16 protein-coding genes, 1 CRISPR repeat array and 2 riboswitches are annotated in these 19,186 nt (G+C 47.0%); of the genes, 12 read left to right on the top strand and 4 right to left on the bottom strand.

What is annotated here, in order from left to right:
* Positions 1-66: 66 nt before the first annotated feature.
* Entirely contained in the window at positions 67-741 is a 675-nt protein-coding gene (locus BZG73_RS06680) for an HAD family hydrolase (protein WP_231637370.1), read from the top strand.
* Between the two features lie 125 nt (positions 742-866).
* On the opposite strand, the gene BZG73_RS06675 is transcribed toward BZG73_RS06680, so the two are convergent.
* Entirely contained in the window at positions 867-2,285 is a 1,419-nt protein-coding gene (locus BZG73_RS06675; protein ID WP_077667901.1) for an alanine/glycine:cation symporter family protein, read from the bottom strand.
* An 81-nt stretch (positions 2,286-2,366) separates the two neighbouring features.
* A riboswitch (glycine riboswitch) is annotated at positions 2,367-2,444 on the bottom strand.
* A gap of 3 nt (positions 2,445-2,447) precedes the next feature.
* Positions 2,448-2,535: riboswitch (glycine riboswitch) on the bottom strand.
* 259 nt (positions 2,536-2,794) lie between these two features.
* Between BZG73_RS06675 and BZG73_RS06670 the strand changes: the two genes are divergently transcribed.
* Positions 2,795-3,961 (top strand): J domain-containing protein, encoded by a 1,167-nt coding sequence (locus tag BZG73_RS06670; protein WP_077667900.1) that lies wholly within the window; start codon positions 2,795-2,797, stop codon positions 3,959-3,961.
* A 194-nt stretch (positions 3,962-4,155) separates the two neighbouring features.
* On the top strand, positions 4,156-5,319 hold the full coding sequence (locus tag BZG73_RS06665; protein WP_158075273.1) for an amidase family protein: 1,164 nt from the start codon (positions 4,156-4,158) through the stop codon (positions 5,317-5,319).
* Between the two features lie 335 nt (positions 5,320-5,654).
* Here the strand turns inward: BZG73_RS06665 and BZG73_RS06660 are convergent, their stop codons facing one another.
* A complete protein-coding gene (locus BZG73_RS06660) occupies positions 5,655-5,921 on the bottom strand; it encodes a TIGR03643 family protein (RefSeq protein WP_077607099.1) in 267 nt (88 codons plus the stop codon).
* A 215-nt stretch (positions 5,922-6,136) separates the two neighbouring features.
* A CRISPR array of direct repeats spans positions 6,137-6,824; the repeat unit is 28 nt; unit sequence GTTCACTGCCGCACAGGCAGCTTAGAAA.
* A 369-nt stretch (positions 6,825-7,193) separates the two neighbouring features.
* Here BZG73_RS06660 and BZG73_RS06655 point away from each other — a divergent pair.
* The 4 genes from BZG73_RS06655 (at position 7,194) to BZG73_RS16335 (ending at position 10,232) form a co-directional block, all read left to right on the top strand.
* A complete protein-coding gene (locus BZG73_RS06655) occupies positions 7,194-7,502 on the top strand; it encodes a helix-turn-helix domain-containing protein (RefSeq protein ID WP_077667898.1) in 309 nt (102 codons plus the stop codon).
* The gene (locus tag BZG73_RS06650) at positions 7,486-8,745 is read left to right on the top strand and encodes a type II toxin-antitoxin system HipA family toxin (RefSeq protein ID WP_077607100.1); all 1,260 of its coding nucleotides are present in this window, start codon (positions 7,486-7,488) and stop codon (positions 8,743-8,745) included. The genes BZG73_RS06655 and BZG73_RS06650 overlap by 17 nt, the downstream gene beginning before the upstream one ends.
* 925 nt (positions 8,746-9,670) lie before the next feature.
* Complete coding sequence (locus BZG73_RS06645; RefSeq protein WP_069362489.1) at positions 9,671-9,919, top strand: type II toxin-antitoxin system ParD family antitoxin; 249 nt, start codon at positions 9,671-9,673, stop codon at positions 9,917-9,919.
* A 28-nt stretch (positions 9,920-9,947) separates the two neighbouring features.
* Positions 9,948-10,232 carry a type II toxin-antitoxin system RelE/ParE family toxin gene (locus tag BZG73_RS16335; protein ID WP_077667916.1) on the top strand — a complete coding sequence of 95 codons (285 nt, stop codon included), beginning with the start codon at positions 9,948-9,950 and terminating at the stop codon, positions 10,230-10,232.
* A 210-nt stretch (positions 10,233-10,442) separates the two neighbouring features.
* On the opposite strand, the gene BZG73_RS06635 is transcribed toward BZG73_RS16335, so the two are convergent.
* Positions 10,443-10,727, bottom strand: coding sequence for a helix-turn-helix domain-containing protein (locus BZG73_RS06635; protein ID WP_025675165.1), 285 nt, complete (start codon positions 10,725-10,727; stop codon positions 10,443-10,445).
* Positions 10,720-10,947: a type II toxin-antitoxin system RelE/ParE family toxin gene (locus BZG73_RS16135; protein WP_256363589.1), complete on the bottom strand. Its 228-nt coding sequence runs from the start codon at positions 10,945-10,947 to the stop codon at positions 10,720-10,722. Before BZG73_RS16135 ends, BZG73_RS06635 begins: the two co-directional genes overlap by 8 nt.
* A 350-nt stretch (positions 10,948-11,297) precedes the next feature.
* Between BZG73_RS16135 and cas1f the strand changes: the two genes are divergently transcribed.
* The 5 genes from cas1f to csy3 are packed head-to-tail and all read left to right on the top strand — an operon-like array spanning position 11,298 to position 19,183.
* On the top strand, positions 11,298-12,269 hold the full coding sequence (gene cas1f, locus BZG73_RS06625) for a type I-F CRISPR-associated endonuclease Cas1f (RefSeq protein WP_077667897.1): 972 nt from the start codon (positions 11,298-11,300) through the stop codon (positions 12,267-12,269).
* The gene (cas3f, locus tag BZG73_RS06620) at positions 12,266-15,640 is read left to right on the top strand and encodes a type I-F CRISPR-associated helicase Cas3f (protein WP_077667896.1); all 3,375 of its coding nucleotides are present in this window, start codon (positions 12,266-12,268) and stop codon (positions 15,638-15,640) included. Before cas1f ends, cas3f begins: the two co-directional genes overlap by 4 nt.
* Complete coding sequence (locus BZG73_RS06615) at positions 15,640-17,190, top strand: type I-F CRISPR-associated protein Csy1 (RefSeq protein WP_235606025.1); 1,551 nt, start codon at positions 15,640-15,642, stop codon at positions 17,188-17,190. The genes cas3f and BZG73_RS06615 overlap by 1 nt, the downstream gene beginning before the upstream one ends.
* Positions 17,187-18,128: a type I-F CRISPR-associated protein Csy2 gene (csy2, locus tag BZG73_RS06610; RefSeq protein ID WP_077667895.1), complete on the top strand. Its 942-nt coding sequence runs from the start codon at positions 17,187-17,189 to the stop codon at positions 18,126-18,128. Before BZG73_RS06615 ends, csy2 begins: the two co-directional genes overlap by 4 nt.
* Positions 18,129-18,139: 11 nt before the next feature.
* Positions 18,140-19,183, top strand: coding sequence for a type I-F CRISPR-associated protein Csy3 (gene csy3, locus BZG73_RS06605; protein ID WP_077667894.1), 1,044 nt, complete (start codon positions 18,140-18,142; stop codon positions 19,181-19,183).
* Positions 19,184-19,186: the final 3 nt, after the last annotated feature.

The following is a 19,186-nucleotide window of genomic DNA, read 5'->3' as shown; positions in this document are numbered from 1 at the left end:
GCAAAGCGCCAGATCAAATCACAAGTCGGTCGCTTGTGGGACGCAACGGGGTTTGAGGAAATGCGCGTGAAAAATTTATTTATGTTAGACGTGGATGGCACGCTGGTCGATAGCTGCCAAATGGACCACGAGTGTTTTAGTCAAGCTGTTTATGAAGTTACCGGTTTAACGGTGCCGGATGATTGGGGTGGCTACACCAATGTCACCGATGCGGGGATCATTGAAGAGCTGATTGATAGTCATGATCTTCAGCGCGAAAAGATCATGTTGTTTCGAGAAATTAAGCGCGTATTTACGCATAAACTGGCCAGCGCAATTGCTAACCACGGATTAAAGCCGTTGCCAGGTGCGGTAGCATTTATTGATGAGATGCGTCATATGCCGACCGTTGCCTTGGCGATAGCAACAGGAGGCTGGGAAGAGACCGCACGGATGAAGCTTAAAGCCGCTGGTTTTAATATTGACGGTATTGTTTTTTCTTCGTGTTCAGATGCGATGAGTCGTAGCGAAGTGATGGCATTGGCTGCGTTCCGCGCCAAACAAGATTACGGTGTCCATTTTGAGCGGCGCATTTATTTTGGTGATGGGGTGTGGGATAAACAAGCCACACAGTCGCTAAACTACGAATTTGTTGCCGTGGGCGATAAAGTCGAGCACGACGTAAGCGTGAGCAATTTTGTCAACCCGCGTGCGATTTTAGGCAAACTGGGTATTGATGAAGCGCAGCGTCAATACGCCTAATCGTTTTATGCGTAAACGCGATGCAATGCGTGAACGCGAACAATGAGCAGAAAAGAAAAGCCGACGCGTCGACACGTCGGCTTTTTTATCCGCTGTTCAACTTCTTAGCGAGTCGCTAATCACTTTCACTGTGCATCAACAACGGCGTTGTTTTCTTGGCTCGGTACATTGGTTGCGCGAGTCCGGTTGTCTAGTGTGGCAAAGTAAGCTTGGGTTTCCGCAATGACCACCTTGCGCAGCAGCAATAAACCAATCAAGTTAGGAATCGCCATTAAGCCGTTGACGATATCGGCCAGTATCCAAATCGTATTCAATTGAATAAAGGCACCGGATGCAATTAAGCCGATAAAGAATAGCTTATAGATATAAATGGCTTTTTTGCCAAACAGGTACGCGACGCAGCGCTCGCCGTAATAGTGCCAACCTAAAATGGTGGTGAAGGCAAAAAACAATAGGCCAATGTTGACCAGCACCGGACCAACACTGCTTTCCATCCCTACCGCAAACGCATGTGAGGTCATGGCGGCGCCTGCGAGCTCCCCAGACCAAGATTGCGTTAGGATCAAGGTCAGTCCTGTCATGGTACAAATCACCAGCGTATCGATAAAGGTGCCAGTCATTGATACTAAGCCTTGCTCAACACAGGAGTCCGTTTTTGCTGCGGCCGCGGCAATGGGCGCACTCCCGAGGCCAGATTCGTTAGAGAATACCCCACGTGCAATACCTGATTGAATCGCAAGCATCAWGCCGGCACCCGCAAAGCCTCCGGTTGCGGCCATGCCGTTGAAAGCAGATTCAAACACCAGGCTGACTGCTTGTGGTAGTTGTTCGGCGTTTGCCACGAGGACCCACAAGCACGCGCTTACATAAAGCACTGCCATAACAGGCACAATCTTGGCGGCGACGGCGGAAATGGATTTGACGCCACCCAAGGTGACTGAGGCGACGAGCACGGTTAACAGGGCTGCAACAACGGCTGTTGGGATATTAAATAAGTGGGTCGCCGCGCTGCTAATCGCGTTCACTTGTGGGAAGGTGCCTATGCCAAAGCATGCCACTCCCAGTCCAAATAAAGCAAAGAGCTTGGCGAGAATGGGTTTACCGGCACCTTTAGAAAGGTACATCATGGGGCCACCAAGCATGTTGCCTTTATGGTCGACCTCACGGTATTTCACCGCGAGTAGACACTCGGCGTACTTAGTCGCCATGCCCAAAAAGGCGGCGAGCCACATCCAAAACAGTGCTCCTGGGCCCCCAAGAGAAATGGCGGTGGCCACGCCGATGATATTTCCGGTACCTATGGTTGCGGATAAGGCTGTACACAGTGCCGCAAACCCTGAAACATCCCCTTGGGTTTTGGCGTTCGACGGCTTAAAGATTTGCTTGAGCGCAAACGGCAGGCGACGGAGTTGGAGTAGCCCTAACCGTACTGTAAAAAAGAGCCCCGTACCGGTGAGTAGCAAAAGAAGCGGTGGCCCCCATATCCAGTCGTCAATGGTGGCTAGAAGTGTTTGTATATCTGGTAGTTGCGAAAAAAATGGCATTCATTCCCCCTTTAAACATCAAAGGAGGAGATAGACCACACTAATATTAACAAAAGTGCTACATATTGGGGTGGGTATCTCCTCTGTCCTTTTGCCTGAGAGTTTCACTTGAAAACAAGCTTGCTCCTTCGGCGCCCGAACTAACGGGTCTCTCCAGAGTCTCCTCCAACAGCAGTCCATACAATTAAGTGCCTGAAAGATTTACTTCTTCGGCGGATGGCGTCAGCCACCTCTCTCCTGCTGTCTTCATCGGAACGTCGTCATGACGGAAAGTATGATAGATCACAGAAATATGAATGCAATGCAAAAATCAGTGAATGGGGAATAATTCTTTCTTAATGGCAAAAAACACAAACTTTTAGTATTTCTTTCTAACAACAGAGATGTCGACGCATGCCTTCGCCGAGTTTGTTAACTTGAAAACAAGATGAAAGGGGTTAATTTTTTCCCACATTGGCCGATAAATTGGCTAATCTGGACAGGCAACGAGTAGGATAACGAGCAGCAGCATGACCACGTGGAACGAACTTTTAGGCGTGAACGCTGGCGACAATGCCGAGCAAATAAAACAGCGCTATAAGCGACTTTCTAGCCGCGTACATCCAGATAAAGGAGGCAGTACGGGGCTAATGCAGCTGGTCAGTGAAGCCTATCAAGCGGTTAAGTCAGGTAAAGGCGAGGGCAGTGCGCTGGGTCAGCCGCTAAGTGGTGCCAGTCAGGCAGCATTGCGCAGCCAAATTGCGCATCTACAAAAAGAACTGGCGGCGCTACAACAAGAAAATCGAACATTGAAGTCTCGCCAAGCCAATACTCAAATCCCCGCACACTTGACAGCCAAAATTGCCAAACTCGAATTTGATAATCGCCAATGGCGCGAGCAATACCAAAAGCTTGAGCGACAGCATCACTCATTGGAATCTCAGCATCACGCGTTACAGGGCGAGCAGGACCAACGTAAAAAAGACCTGGTACAGGTGAACCGTGAGTTAAAAGAAGCGCTATCGCGCGCAGAGCAATTGGAAACTGATCTCACTCGCAAAGCGACACCAGTGACATTAAAGCCAGCCAAACCTGGTTTATCTTGGCGCTGGGTGCTTGTGTCTTGGGCCATGATGGCGCTGCTGATAAGCCCATTGGGCCAATGGCAGCAATGGGTTGACCGCTTTTGGGGGCAAGATCAGGACCAGACCGCACAACGTGTACGTATTATCGACCCAGCGCCCTCAGAGTCTCAGCCCACGCAAGCGAATAATGAGCCTCAGCCTCAGGCGGCGCCTGCACCAGCGATACCCGTTGCCCCGATGATTCAGCTTAACCCTGACGCGAATCAGTGGCATATCAATCAATATGCAGAGACCGCACGGCCTTACTTGGCCTTACGCAGTGAGCAAGGGTCATATGTGGTCGCGAATTGTATGGGCGAGTTTTATATCTACCTTAATCAGGGCTATCAGCCTCTCCGTGTGCCACCAAACTTGGATTACGTAGCACAGCGTCAGCACTTTCATGTTTATGCCATTCCTTACGGGCAGGGGGCGTCGGTGGATAGTTGGCAGTTGGCACGTAAGGTACAAATACTCGAACACACCTTCGTTAGTGCTGACTTGGCGCCCAAACTCAGCGCTTTTGAACAATCCTGTCGACAAGTACCAGGTTTAACCGCGGTAAACTTATAAACAGTATCGCGACTAGGCACGCATCTCACATCGCTTTAATCATTGCCTCGCACGAAAATCGATAGCGAGATCGCAGACCGCGAGTGGGCACGCTCAAGATATCAGTGCGGAAAACCGTGAAATAGCGCCTGATTTCACGCACATGTATTACACTGATCAATAAGTAATAAGCGTGACTGATGAGGCCTGTGTACATGCTCGATCAAGCGATGTTTGCGCACCCGTTCGATCCACCACGTCAAGACAGCCTAAATGGGGTGTTTCGGCGTTATAAACTGGCAGTGTCCCACTCGGTGTCTGTTGAGGAACATGTCGCTGGTATCGGGATCCCCTCATGGTCTGAGGGACGCACCGCCGCCAGCCAAGACGCTGCGGTTGTCAAAACCATGATGGCCCAGGGCGCCAGCTTGATTGGGCAGCTGCAAATGGATCCTTTAGGCTTCAGTATTACCGGTTTTAATCCGTTTTATGCGGAGCTTCGCAATCCTCACTTTCGCCAATACCGCGTCGGAGGGGCAAACGCAGGTATCGCGGTGGCGGTGGCAAAAAAGCTGGCGGATTTGGGCATTGGTAACGATGCATTTGGCGGCGTACGGATCCCTGCTGCACACTGTGGACTGTTCGGATATCGTCCCACGCCAAGCCTTATCGATACCCAGGGGATCATCTCTGTCTCGGAAACCTTTGATAATGTAGGTGTGTGCAGCGCGGCACTTGGCCCGCTAAGTCAGTTCCAAGAGCTGGTGGCCAAGCCGTCCTCCGCCGTGACGAATATCCAAGGCGTGGTCATCGCCGAGGCGGTTTTTGCGTTATTCTACAGCGATGAAGCGATGGCGCAGGTCTACCAGCATCTTGAGCATTTAAGCTTACCGCAAGAGTCGACGTTGACCATGAACAAACTGGTGCTGTCGCGGCTTGAGAATGCACAGGTGTCAATTGCCAGCCAAGAGTTTCTGTTGATGTATGGCGCATGGTTGAAACAGGCCAAGCTTGATTTGCCCACCTCAACCCAACAGTATTTAGACCGCTTACAAGCTGTCGACTACAAAGCGCATTATCAGGCGAAGAAAACCCGCAAGCAGTTGAGAGATACCGTTTGTGCCATGTGGCCAAGCGATAAAGTATTACTGATCCCATCCACACCGGGCGCCATTTTACCTCGTGATGCGGATGCGTCAGACGGTGATGCGTTCAACTTATCCCAGCGACGACTCATGGCGCTGGCGGATGTATGTGGCTTACCCCAGCTCACTATCCCGTTATTTGAGCATCAAAACACACCTTATGGCGTGACATTATTGGCTCACCCTTTTAAAGATAAGTTATTGATGGAAGTAGCACGCCGTTGGCTCGATTAACCGTATGGATTGCACCTTTATCCGCCCAGCCGTCAAGAATTTTCTATAAAAAACCGTTTTTTGTGTTTAACGTTCTGATAATAAAATAAAAAATAAGTTTATCGTTCCGCGTTTACTATCAACAGAAACTGTGGATAACCGGTTGGATTAGTCGGTGTTTAACTTGGTAACTTATTGAAAATAAAGATTATAGTATGGGTCTGTTGAGCTTGGGACGGGGTGGATGAGTGTTACAAGAAAGTGACAAATTGGCTGTCACTTTGGTTTAACACCGCGTAGAGACTGTATTCACCCATATTCTGATGCGGTGATGCTGTCACTTATCGTCAACATGGTCACTTTTTGGCGGCTTTAAGCTTGTATTGTGTCTTACAATGGCTACGCATCACGCTCCTGGAACGCAGGGCTGTGTGCTTGGTTTTGCGACCACGTGTACGCGCACGCCATACTTTGAAACTACGCGGTTTTAATTCACGTCGCATTAAAGCAATCACATCATCTTGGCGTAGCCCATAGAGTGCTTCAATCGCCTCAAACGGGGTCCTATCTTCCCACGCCATTTCAATGATCCGGTCTACGTCACCAGGTTCAGTCAGTCGCATAGTCTCCTCCTCGCATTGGACTAATAATTACGTATACGTTGAGCAACGCGGATCAATAAGTGGGGATGCCTAAACCCCTTATGACCCTTATTTTTTGGCTATTTAAAAATAAACAATAAATACAGCTAGTTAAGAAAGGCCATTTTAAACAAGGGTAAAAGGCCATTTTTATCCTAACGGCCTGTTGTCACTGACGATTATTAAGTTATTCTATTGTTCACTGCCGCACAGGCAGCTTAGAAATAATTCTTGGTTTTTCGCTCGCCATGCCTGCGGTTCACTGCCGCACAGGCAGCTTAGAAWTCGGTCACTGCTTCGCGGTTGTCGGGATCTTTGTTCACTGCCGCACAGGCAGCTTAGAAAAAAAACCCATCAGGCGGCAGTGGTAGGTAGAAGTTCACTGCCGCACAGGCAGCTTAGAAAGGTGATCGTGGCACCAGTTCTTACTTCATAGCGTTCACTGCCGCACAGGCAGCTTAGAAAAGATTGAATATCTCTGTAAGGTGATAGGCAAAGTTCACTGCCGCACAGGCAGCTTAGAAATTAAAAAAGCCCCGCCTCGCGGGGCTTTATTTGTTCACTGCCGCACAGGCAGCTTAGAAAGATGAGTATCAAGCGTTAATCTGGCCAGAGCAGTTCACTGCCGCACAGGCAGCTTAGAAAACTCAAAAACAGCTCAACAACGAGCAATGGCTGTTCACTGCCGCACAGGCAGCTTAGAAAGACGTGCCGAGTAAATCCGGCGTGGTGTTAGTGTTCACTGCCGCACAGGCAGCTTAGAAATCAGTCCCTCGTTGAATACTTTGCCAGCAAGGATTCACTGCCGCACAGGCAGCTTAGAAAGGACAGAATGTAGCCATTACGAACAATTTGAAGTTCACTGCCGCACAGGCAGCGTAGGTGACACAAGCCCCAACACTATGTTGGATAGGGGACATTGCCAACGGGCGCCTGTCACGATCGAGGTTAATCGTTGGCGCCGATGTCGGAGGCGCGCAGTCCGCTTGGGTAATAGATGGCTGACACTGCACTGGCGCTTGTCCGACCTACGCATAGGCAGCGTAGGTGACACAAGCGCCGGTACGGTGTTGGATATATAAAACTGTCAACGGGCGCCTGGCTCGATTGGCGCTTATATCAAACGATGTAAATGCACCATGCTAGTCTTGATGTTGTGACTTATTAAACAATGAATATGTTGTAATTCCTTAAATGACAACTAATATGTTGTATATAGGCTGTAGTACAACATTAAAGTTGTTTGAGGGTATCATGGCGTCATTAAAAGATATCGCGCGTGCATTGCAAGCGCGTCGCAAGTCACTTGGACTAGAGCAGTCTGACATGTACATGCGTATTGGCATGAAACAACAGCAGTACCAGCGAGTAGAGGCGGGGAGTGATGTCCGGCTATCGACCTTGCTGCGTGTGCTCGAAGGGCTCGACCTGACATTAACGCTTACGCCCAAAACGTCTCAGACGATCGATGAGCCGGTAAACCTCGGTCGTTATAAAGATGATGATAACGACGATCTCGACTTTTGGTTAGGGACGGAGCGTAGCGATGACCAAAACCAGTGAAAAGGTTGAGGGACTAAACATTCAACTGCATGGCGTTGACGTAGCGATTGTCACCCACTACGCGGGTGGGAAGAATATTCTCACGTTCAACCCAGCGTTTATCGCCACCTCTCAGCATGAGCGTTTAACCTTTTCGTTGAGGCAACGTCGCGATCCGCAATACTTACGCACACCACAAATTCGCACGGACAAACTGCCGCCAGTGCTCTCCAACTTGCTCCCTGAAGGCGCATTACGAGATGTCGTGTCAAAGGCATTACAGTGTCACACAAACAATGAATTCGCGATACTGGCATACATGGGTAAAAACCTGCCCGGTGCTATTGTGGCGACGCCAATTAAAGCTGGAGAGTTACCGCGTTGGGCATTGGCGCAAAGGCTTTCAACCGCGCCGCAGCAGATTGATGTTAAGCATGCTGATAGCAAATTCTCATTAGCCGGCGTACAAATGAAGTTTTCTTCATCGCACCGTGATGGGCGGTACCATATTGATCACGACGCCAATGAAGACTCATGGATCATAAAAACGCCCTCAACCGTACATAAAGGGGTGCCTCTCAACGAGTTTACATGTATGACGCTCGCTGCGCAGGCCGGCGCCGTGGTTCCCGAAAGACGTTTGATCAATGTGGCTGAGTTAGAGGGGTTACCCAATATTCAGCTGCCAAACGAGCCTCTTGCGTATGGCATACAACGCTTTGATCGCGGACCCGACGGCCGAATACATGCGGAGGATTTTGCACAGGTATTTGGCTTATATCCTTCAGATAAATATCAAAAAGTGAACTATGAGCAGTTGGGAAAAGTGTTATATCGCGAGAGCGCTAATGGGCGAGAAGACATACAGCAAATGGCACGCAGGCTGCTGATTAATATCTTGCTCGGGAACGGCGATGCGCACTTAAAAAATTGGACGATCTGTTACCCCGATCGCATGTTGCCGCGTCTAGCACCGCTTTATGATGTGGTCTTTACGCAGCCTTATATTGAATATGACAACATTGCGTTGAAAATGGCGAAAAGCAAGCGTTGGTATGATATTGGTTTGAGCCATTTCGAACGCTGGTCGCAAGATGTGGGTGTGCCGTGGCAAATGATCAAACCGCACCTATTGGATACGATCAACCTGGCGCGAAATATGTGGCCAAATCAACTTAAGCAATTACCGATGTTAACGGAGCACAAAGCGATGCTACGTGATCATTGGAAAGCCCTGCACGAGGACTTCACCATCGGTTCATGATCCCGCCAAACCGGGCGCTAAATCGGCGCCTTCTTACCCTTATTTTTTGGCTATTTAAAAATAAACAATAAATACAGATAGTTACGGAATCCCCTTTTAAACAAGGGTAAAAGGCCATTTTTATCCTAACAGCCTGTTGTCACTGACGATTATTAAGTTATTCTATTGTTCACTGCCGCATAGGCAGCTTAGAAAGCCCAATGCGATTGAACGCGTTCTTTTGTGCTGTTCACTGCCGCACAGGCAGCTTAGAAACTATGACGTTTGGCACTCGTCACGACGGACGAGTTCACTGCCGCATAGGCAGCTTAGAAATGTCTCGCTCGGTGATGGGGGTAGCGAATTACGTTCACTGCCGCACAGGCAGCGTAGGTGACACAAGCCCCAACACTATGTTGGATAGGGGACATTGCCAACGGGCGCCTGTCACGATCGAGGTTAATCGTTGGCCTTAATGTCGGAGGCGCGCAGTCCGCTTGGGTAATACATGACAGACATCGCACTGGCGCTTGTCCGACCTACACACCATTTTAATATCGGCGGTGCCATTGGCGTACATTGGTTATCGGAATAGCCACTTTTGGCCCGATAATACCATTGGCGTAGGTGACACAAGCCCCAGCACGGTGTTGGATAGATGCACATTGCCGACGGGCGCCTGTCACGATCGAGGTTAATCGTTGGCCTCAATGTCGGAGGCGCCAGTTGCACTGCGCGTGGTGCAAATCACACCTAGCTTGTACGATCGAGTTAGCGCTTCTCCGACCTACGCACAGGCAGCTTAGAAAGGATTGAATGAGAAGTCTTATGTGTGCTGCTGTAAATCCAACGTTGTTCGGCTGAATCAATATGAGTCAAAAAGTTGGGAGTCACTTACAAAAAGCGCTATATTCATTATTCATATTTATGAATAAGTGCGATAGTTATGGCAACAACAAGTTTAAGCTTAGGGGAGCACTGGGAAGTGTTTATTAAAAACGAGGTAGCAAGTGGCCGGTACGGCTCTGCTAGCGAGGTTGTTCGTGATGCATTACGCACGCTTGAGGAACGCAAAACCAAACTGGATGTGTTGCGCGCACATCTTGATGAGGGGGCTCAACAGGCAGCCAGTGATACGTTTGTCGATGACTTTTCAATGGATGAACTGATTAACGACTTGGACACAGAATCTTGACGGCGAGCCAAAAAAAAAGCAGGTTCGTATTACGCCCAGAGCACGTGATGATCTTAAAAATATTGGTCGTTACACTGAGCGTAAATGGGGAAAAGCACAGCGTAACACTTATTTAAAGCGCCTAGCTACGCGGTTTAACTGGCTAGCAGAGAACCCGCAACTAGGCCAGCATAGAACAGACATTGAAGACGGATACTATTGCTTTCCTGAAGGACAACATCTTGTCTTTTATCTTATCCGACGCCATGCAATTGATATCATTGGTGTTCCTCATAAAGAAATGGACATTATTAACCATTTCACTATTGGTTAGTGCGCACATTGTGATTGATAACTACTGACATACGCACTACTAATGCGATCCTCCTTCAAATTCTTTGCTATGTTCACTGCCGCACAGGCAGCTTAGACACTGAAAATAATTGTTTTTTTATGTCAGTTCATTGTTAGCGGTCGTGGCATCGAGGAATTAGGGGATGGTTAAAGGTCAATAAAAGCGTATGACTAGCAATGACCATATACGTCAATTTGACGCATGTTTATAGCCAAAGTTAAGCTTGCAATTGCATGCTTTTGCATAGCTAAGCAGGGTTTTAAGGGTTGGATTACCTTTCCCTTTTTCAAGTCGAGAAATATTGCCTTCTTTCGTCCCCATACGTTCTGCAACCTGCTGTTGAGTTAGCCCGGCCTGCTTACGCATACTGAGTAACATATCGATCAACTCAAACTCAGGCGTCAATTCATCGTATGCTTGTTTCACGTCTGGGTTTTGCAATGCTTTCGCTTTTAGTGCTTGTAGGCTATTCACTTTTCACCTCTTTCATACGCCCTGTTGCCAATGCTAAGTCGTTCTTTGGTGTCTTTTGGCTTTTCTTCACAAATGCATGAAGGACATAGATGTTGGGGCCGTCTAAATAGCAGAATAGACTGCGTCCGATCCCTTCTTTTGCTTTGGCACGAATTTCAAACAGGCCGTTACCTATTGATTCTGTGTGAGGAGGGCCTAAGTTTGCGCCATGTTTTTCTATTAGTTAAAGCAGCTTGAGCATTCGCGCTTGAATCTTAGGAGGCATGTTGAGAATGCTCTCTTCCACGCCTGGGTAAAAAACAATGTTCCAGTTCATCTCTTACTTCTTTTTATCATATATGATAAGTTTTTATGGGTCAAAATCCACTTATCATACCGAGTAATCTCGAGCAATCTTGGCTGATTAGTATTATCTGGTTCGCATAACAATCGCACAGACATCAGAATGCGATCTTCCTTCAAACCCTAAACTGTGCCTTGTTTCACGGGCATGCGTTGCTATTTTTGTTACCTTTCCAATGCTTGTGAGTGATCTGCTTGGTCACTCGGACAATCACGAAAGGGACACCCATGGACGATCTCTCGCCCTCGGATCTTAAAACCATCCTTCATTCTAAACGCGCCAATATGTACTACCTCGAGCATTGCCGTGTGATGCAAAAAGATGGGCGTGTGTTGTACTTGGCGGAGGCGAAACGCGAAAACCTCTACTTTAATATCCCCATTGCCAATACCACGGTGTTGTTGCTCGGGACTGGCACATCAATCACTCAAGCGGCGATGCGTATGCTCTCGCAAGCGGGCGTGCTGGTTGGCTTCTGCGGAGGTGGCGGTACACCACTGCATATGGCAACTGAGGTTGAGTGGTTTACACCGCAAAGCGAGTATCGACCTACTGAATATCTACAAGGGTGGTTGTCATTTTGGTTTGATGATCAAAAGCGATTGGACGCTGCGCGAACTTTTCAGCTGGCACGCCTGAGTTACTTAAAGCAGGTCTGGCAAGCGAGCCGTGAGCTCAAGCTTGAAGGGTTTGATGTGGCCGAATTGGCCGGCGCACTCGATACCTTTGTGGCGCGAACTGACAAAGCCAGCAAGCCGGCGGATTTATTGCTTACCGAAGCGCAGCTCACCAAAGCGCTTTACAAACACGCGGCGAACCGTACTCAAAAAAACGGTTTTAAACGTCAGCATGAGGCGGACGATCTCGCCAACCGCTTTTTAAATCATGGCAACTACCTAGCTTATGGCTTGGCGGCGAGTTGTTTATGGGTGCTTGGGATCCCGCACGGATTTGCGGTGATGCATGGCAAAACCCGTCGCGGCGCGCTGGTGTTTGATGCCGCGGACCTAATCAAAGATGCCATCGTGCTGCCTTGGGCGTTTATATGCGCCAAAGAAAACGCCACCGAACAAGAGTTTCGCCAGCAAGTTCTGCAAGCCTTTATTGAACACAAAGCGATGGACTTTATGTTCAACACCATCAAAGCCATTGCGTTGCAAGATGACGCCGACGATGAGATGACGGAGCCGCAACGATGATGGTGACCTTTATTTCTCAGTGCGAGAAAAAGGCACTGAAGAAAACCCGCCGCGTGCTTGATGCCTTTGCCAACCGAATTGGTGATAACACCTGGCAAACGCTGATCACCGAAGATGGCTTAAATACGGTGCGAAAAATGCTGAGCAAAACCGCCAGCCGCAGCACCGCGGTCAGTTGTCATTGGGTTCGTTCTCGCTCACGCAGCCAGTTGTTATGGGTGGTGGGAAATAAAAATAAATTTAATGCAGAGGGATATGTGCCTGTTAATAGTACAGAGAAAAATTTGCTTAACAGTGACTATGAAAATGACTGGAAATATTTACCACTGATTAAATCACTCGCGAGCATGGCCGCTTTGCTGCACGATTGGGGTAAAGCCTCTTTACTTTTTCAGGAAAAGTTAAATCCAGAAATTAAAACTAAGCATAAAGGTGACCCGCTACGTCATGAGTGGATATCTTGTCTTCTATTCCATCAATTTGTCGATAATCCAATACACCAATCTCAAGATGAGGCTTGGTTGGCGACTCTTATCAATCAAGGTATTGATGAATCTTGTTTTAAAATCAATGAATTACCAAGAGAAAAAGCACTTTCTGAATTACCGACAGCAGCAGCGTTAATTGCTTGGTTGATTGTTTCTCATCATCGATTACCTTTGCCAAAAGAAGACGCGTTATGTAATAACCAGCGAGAAGTAGGTAATGCTTCTTTAGAGGAATTGTTGGCTAGAATTACCCCTGCATGGGGTTATGAAAACCGCTTTGATGAGTACAACGCACTGCTGCCGAAATGTTTTGAATTTCCGTTAGGGCTGCTTTCTAATTCCTCGACTTGGCTTACTGAGCTAAAACGCCGCGCAAAGGATCTATTGCATCAGCTGCCTTTACTCGATCAGGCAATCAATGATGGTAGTTGGCGAGGGATTCTACACCATGCAAGGTTGTGTCTGATGCTAGGTGACCACTATTACTCTTCACAACCTAATGATCATCAATGGAATACATCGATAGAGCTGTACGCCAACACCGATCCCACTACTAAAGCACGTAAACAAAAGCTGGATGAGCACTTAGTGAATGTCGCTAAAGTTGCGGTGAACACAGTGAAGTTACTGCCGTTTTTTGAAACCGAACCGCTCAAAGCCACCGAGCTTAGCGAGCTTACACCTAAGGCCAACACGCCTAAAGCATTCCGTTGGCAAGACAAAGCGGTACGCAAAATCAACGAGTGGCGAGAACACACGGAAGACAAAAGCCAAGGCTATTTTGTGGTGAACATGGCTAGTACCGGTTGTGGAAAAACCATCGCCAACGCCAAAATTATGCAGGCGTTATCTGAAGAGGGCGAAAGTCTGCGATTTATCTTGGCACTTGGCTTGCGCACACTCACTTTGCAAACCGGCGACGAATACAAAGAACGGCTCAAACTGCAAGAGAGCGATTTAGCAGTGCTGATTGGCTCTAAAGCCATTTCAGAGTTACATCAATCGGGTAAGGCGGTTGAAAAAGACGACATTGAACCAGAACAAGCAGATGCTGGCTCTGAGTCTTTGGAAAGTCTTCAAGATGAAAACGATGTTCTATATTGGCAAGGTGTGCTACCTGAAGAAGAGCTCACGACCGTTTTAACCAAAGAAAAAGATCGAAAACTTCTTTATGCCCCAGTACTGGTATGCACCATCGATCATATTATGGCTGCAACCGAAACCAAACGCGGTGGCCGTTATATTCTGCCCTGTTTACGTTTAATGTCATCCGACTTGGTGATTGATGAAATTGACGACTTTACCGGTGATGATCTGATTGCGATTGGCCGATTAGTGCATCTGGCAGCCATGCTGGGGCGCAAAGTGATGATTTCCTCTGCCACCATACTGCCGGATTTAGCATTGGGTTTATACAATGCCTATCGTCAAGGATGGAAAGTCTTTGCTGCTAGCCGTGATCGAGTCAGTACTGTTAATTGTGTTTATGTCGATGAATTTAGCGCTGATGTTCAGATGGTGGGCTGCGATGATGCTGATTTAGCTGCTTATGAGGCTTTCCAGCAACGCTTTGTGTCTAAACGTGTGGATAAGTTAAAACAGCAGGTCGCGAAGAGAAAGGCCGATATCATTCCATGCATTAAACAAAATGAACAATCGCTAGAAGAGCAGTATTTCGAGATAGTCAAGCAAGCGGTTTTAGCTAAACACCAGCATCACAACACGTTAGAGCCAGAAAGCCAAACAAGAGTATCGTTTGGCGTGGTTCGGGTTGCCAATATTCAACCTTGCGTCGAATTAACCCAATATCTACTGAGCTGTGATTGGCCCTCCGATACTGAAGTGCGCTGTATGGCTTATCACAGCCAGCAAGTGCTGTTGCTACGCCATGAGCAAGAAAAGCATTTGGATGAAGTACTCAAACGCAAAGAGAAAGCGGATGAACTGCCCTGTGCATYTGCTCATCCAGTGATTCGTGAACACCTAACTGCTTGCCAAGCGAAAAACCTGATTTTTATTCTGGTTGCCACCCCAGTTGAAGAAGTGGGGCGTGATCATGACTTTGACTGGGCGGTAATTGAACCCTCATCTTTTCGTTCGATTATTCAAATGGCAGGTCGGGTACGCAGGCATCGTGATGGCGAGGTTCTGGAGCCAAACATTGGCTTGTTGCAATACAACGTTAAAGGCTTTAAGGGAGGAGTAGAGCGAGTATTTAATCATCCCGGCTATGAAACAGACAGCGCCACCCAATTTGCCACTCATGATTTATCTGAGTTAGTGGATAAAAAGTCGCTGTTGCATGCGGTCAATGCCGTTGTCCGTATTCAAAAGCGAGCAGTGCTCGAACCGCGCAACAACTTAGCGGATTTAGAGCACTTTGCCACCGCGAAAACCCTTGGCATCGATCAAATTGGCAAACCACAGCAAGCCAAGAACAGTCGTCAGGATAGATACAACCGCAATCGTCGGAGTAGATCGCCGCAGTCATGTTGGTATGAGCATCTGCACGGTCATATTCACGGCTACTGGTGGCTGACCGCACTACCGCAACACTTCAAACGCTTTCGTAAAAGTGAACCTACAGTCCAAATCTACTTAGTTAAAAAAGAGCGCAGCATCGAGTTTTGTTTGCGTGAAGAACCGGGCGGCTTACACCCGATTGAACGCACCTTGAATATTGAACATCTGCCACTGACACCAAAGCAACAACAAAAACTTTGGCTACAGCGTGATTACAGTGAGTTAGTCCGTTTATACAGTCCAAGTCCTGAGCAAGAGTTTGCCACGTCAGTGCGCTATAGCGAAATCAGTTTTATCTACCGTGAAGGTAACCAGCAATATAGCTACAACGACCAACTAGGATTGGTTAAGGTCAAATAATGGAAAAAGAAAAGAGTGAAGTAAAACAAAGTCTAGACAGGTTGATAAAAAACAGACCGGATTTAGCCTTTAAAAAAAATGACAATAACGGTAAAGAAAAACCTGACTATTTTAAGGTCTTGGATGCGGTGTTGAGGCTTAGCCCGCAGAGTTATTTGCCTAAGTCGATTCCTGAGTGTGATGCCTGTTTATTGATGACTAGTTCTATTAATGAAGGAGCGACAACATTCAAATATGAGAATACTTTTAAATTTATGTGTGAAATTAGTCATCCAAAACTGGATGAGCTGTGGAGTTTACTTGATATTTCTAGTGAGGAAGCAGAAGTTTTGATTGAGCTTTCAGAACGTTTTTACGCTGAAAGGTTAGAAGCATATTTCTTTTTTAAAGATGGTATGGCTCATGATAAAGTAGCTAACTTTGAAACCGAATCTGTAGCCGGGGTGATCAAAAAGATCGCAGAAGGTAGCAAGCATGGCACTGTGATTAGTCATCCTTCTAAAATGAGTCATCCTTCTTGTAAATATCCGAGAGTGTATTCTACGGATTTTAAGAAATATCAAGACGGCTATCTTCGAAGTGGTAATGCAGAGGCATTATTTGATCTACACATCAATGCTACTCAATTGAAGGTCTACAAATTCCTGTCTTTGAAAATAAACGACGTTTATATTTTAGAGTACCTAAAAAATTCTAATGTCGCATTGCTTGCCGAAACATTCGGACTTAGTGGAGCGTTTTTTGAGAATATTGTGAACATGTTTACTGATTGCATTTATTCGCAATCTGTTGACACTGATAGGTTTGTAAAACAAGTTTATTTTCCTATTGGTTTTGAGCAGTACCATCAACTTTCTCTGTTAACACCAGCTGGTTTGGTCTTCAATATGAAAGCCAAAATTGATTGGATTACCAGTCGTTCACCTCAAGCTTACTCTGGGAAGAAAGCTAGAAAGAACAATGATTATCATGAACTGGGTTACAAAACGTTATCAGATCTTACGGTAACAAAGCATGGTGGTGATCATCCTAAAAATATTTCTGGTTTAAATAATAAATACCAGACTTACTATTTGTTATCGTCCATACCGCCGGAGTTAATACCGCGTGATATTCGTTTGCCGAAAACGGATTTCTTTAAAGAGAGTTTTACCGCTTGGCAAGCCAAAGAAATCCTTGAAGCGCTGCATCGACTTTTTCTCACCGACTACAACAACATTAATATTCGTGATGGGCGCGACTACCGCATTCAGCAATACGTTGATTTGGTGATTGAAAAAATGTGGCAAGTGCGCCTGTTTCTTGAAGACTATTCCGGTGAATTATCGAGTGCGTTGCCTTTGGAGCAAAAAATCTGGCTCTATCCAGAGTTTGCAGAGCAGCGTCAGCAAGAGGATGAGTGGCTCGATAAAATCACTCGCCACATTGCCCGTGGCTTAATCAATCACTACAGCCGCAGCAAAGTGATCCCCAATCCCGTCACATTGGCAGACCAAGAGCTGCTGGCAATAGAAGAGGTGGTTGCCAGCAATAAGGAGAACTTGCGATGAACGTATTGCTTTTACCGCATCTTAAAATTCACAATGCCAATGCATTTTCAAGCCCCTTTACTATTGGCTTTCCGGCCATGACGGCATGGTTAGGCTTTGTGCATGCCTTAGAGCGCAAGCTCAGCCAAGCAGGTTTATCCGATCTCATGCTGCATAGTGCTGCGGTGGTGAGCCACCGTTGTGATGTACAGACTTATAAAGACGAAGGCGATTTTGTTAATTCTATTTTAGGAACAAGAAACCCGAGTATCTTTGACGGACAATTCAAAAAAAAATACGGTTCTAGATACCAGTCCAAATTTGAAGCGCCACTGACAAGTCCATCATTTATCGAGGAGCCACGCTGCCACTTAGACGTCTCTTTAGTCATTGAGTGGAGTGGCAATGAAGATCAAGTTCAGCAGTCAGACTTTACCCAGCAGTTGCAAGCAGTGATCGCGACGATGAAAGTGGCAGGAGGCGACGTTCTTTCCTTTGGGAAGTCCTCCGTTAAATCTGTGATTACGGAGCAGGATACTGCCCAAGTCCTAGGCCAATTAATGCCAGGCTATGTGCTGATTGAACGTCGCGATTTAATGATTGACGCCATGCAGCAAGGTGATGACGCAATAGATGCGCTGCTGGGTTACCTCACCGTACACCACCATTGTAAACAGCTTGAAGACCAAAGTGTTGTTTGGCATAGCCAGCGCAAGACGAGTGGCTGGATTGTGCCTATTGCCACCGGATTTCAGGGCATATCGAAATTAGGAGAGGCAAAAAATCAGCGCGATCCATCAGTACCGCATCGCTTTGCCGAAAGTGTGGTCACACTGGGTGAATTTGTCATGGCGCACAAAATCAAACATCTCGATGACATCCTTTGGCAATACCACCCCGATTTAGAAAACGATCTTTACCTTTGTCAGCCAGTTAACGCTATCAACGAACATCAATAAGGAACAATCTCATGGCTAAAAATAACGATACCGCCTCAGTTCTCGCATTTGAAAAAAAGCTTGTCCCATCGGATGGTTACCTCTTTGGATGCCAGTGGGAAACCAAAGAGCAAGCAACACCATTAGCCCTGCAAGAAAAATCGGTACGTGGCACGATTTCTAATCGCTTTAATAAGAAAGATGCAGGCGATTTCAAAAAAGATCCAGCTAAACTCGATGCAAAAGTTGAAAGTCCAAATTTGCAGCGAGTGGATGCCTGTGCGTTGGGGCAGGATCACGATACTTTGAAGCTCCATTTCACACTCAAAGTATTAGGGGGGCTTGCCCAACCTTCGGCATGTAACAATACGCTGTTCAAACAGAGTTATAGTGCTGCGGTTTCTCAGTACATTGCCAAATATGGATGTTTTGAGTTGGCGAAACGCTATGCCACCAACCTTGCCAATGCCCGTTTTCTATGGCGAAACCGAGTTGGTGCAGAAGACATTGAAGTGCAAGTTAAGGCGCTTAACAAAGGAGCGGAGCAAACTTGGACTTTTGATGCCAAACAATTTAGTACACGTCATTTTGATCATAATGCTCAGGATATTGATAGCTTGGCAGAACGTATTGCCAAAGCTTTAGCAAGCGAGTCTGAACATTTGATGCTGCAAATTGACTGCTATGCCAAAGTCGGTAAAGCGCAAGAAGTGTACCCCAGTGAAGAGTTAGTACTCGATAAAGGCAACAGCACAACCAAGAAAAGTAAAATCCTGTATGCAGTTAATGAACATGCTGCGATGCACTCACAAAAAATTGGTAACGCACTGCGTTCCATTGATACTTGGTACCCAGATTACGCATCTGAAGAGCAAAGTGCAGGAGCCATTGCCATTGAACCCTATGGCGCTGTCACTAATTTAGGAAAGGCGTTCCGTACCCCGAAAGACAAGCAGGATTTTTATACCTTCTTCGATAAGTGGGCGCGCGGTGAAAGTTTGCCCCGTGAAGAAGATGAACATTACGTCATGGCTGTATTAGTGCGTGGTGGAGTTTTTGGCGAAAGTGACAAATAGGTG

It is taken from the genome of Salinivibrio siamensis (genome assembly GCF_001996005.1).
Taxonomy (GTDB): Bacteria; Pseudomonadota; Gammaproteobacteria; order Enterobacterales; family Vibrionaceae; genus Salinivibrio; species Salinivibrio siamensis.
This window is presented reverse-complemented; position numbering and strand designations above follow the sequence as displayed.

What these genes read in the sequence shown, in the direction of transcription:
- BZG73_RS06670 (WP_077667900.1), top strand. Translation starts at nt 2,795, where the DNA reads ATGACCACGTGGAACGAACTTTTAGGCGTGAACGCTGGCGACAATGCC.
- BZG73_RS06665 (WP_158075273.1), top strand. Translation starts at nt 4,156, where the DNA reads ATGCTCGATCAAGCGATGTTTGCGCACCCGTTCGATCCACCACGTCAA.
- BZG73_RS06660 (WP_077607099.1), bottom strand. Translation starts at nt 5,921, where the DNA reads ATGCGACTGACTGAACCTGGTGACGTAGACCGGATCATTGAAATGGCG.
- BZG73_RS06655 (WP_077667898.1), top strand. Translation starts at nt 7,194, where the DNA reads ATGGCGTCATTAAAAGATATCGCGCGTGCATTGCAAGCGCGTCGCAAG.
- BZG73_RS06650 (WP_077607100.1), top strand. Translation starts at nt 7,486, where the DNA reads ATGACCAAAACCAGTGAAAAGGTTGAGGGACTAAACATTCAACTGCAT.
- BZG73_RS06645 (WP_069362489.1), top strand. Translation starts at nt 9,671, where the DNA reads ATGGCAACAACAAGTTTAAGCTTAGGGGAGCACTGGGAAGTGTTTATT.
- cas1f (WP_077667897.1), top strand. Translation starts at nt 11,298, where the DNA reads ATGGACGATCTCTCGCCCTCGGATCTTAAAACCATCCTTCATTCTAAA.
- BZG73_RS06615 (WP_235606025.1), top strand. Translation starts at nt 15,640, where the DNA reads ATGGAAAAAGAAAAGAGTGAAGTAAAACAAAGTCTAGACAGGTTGATA.
- csy2 (WP_077667895.1), top strand. Translation starts at nt 17,187, where the DNA reads ATGAACGTATTGCTTTTACCGCATCTTAAAATTCACAATGCCAATGCA.
- csy3 (WP_077667894.1), top strand. Translation starts at nt 18,140, where the DNA reads ATGGCTAAAAATAACGATACCGCCTCAGTTCTCGCATTTGAAAAAAAG.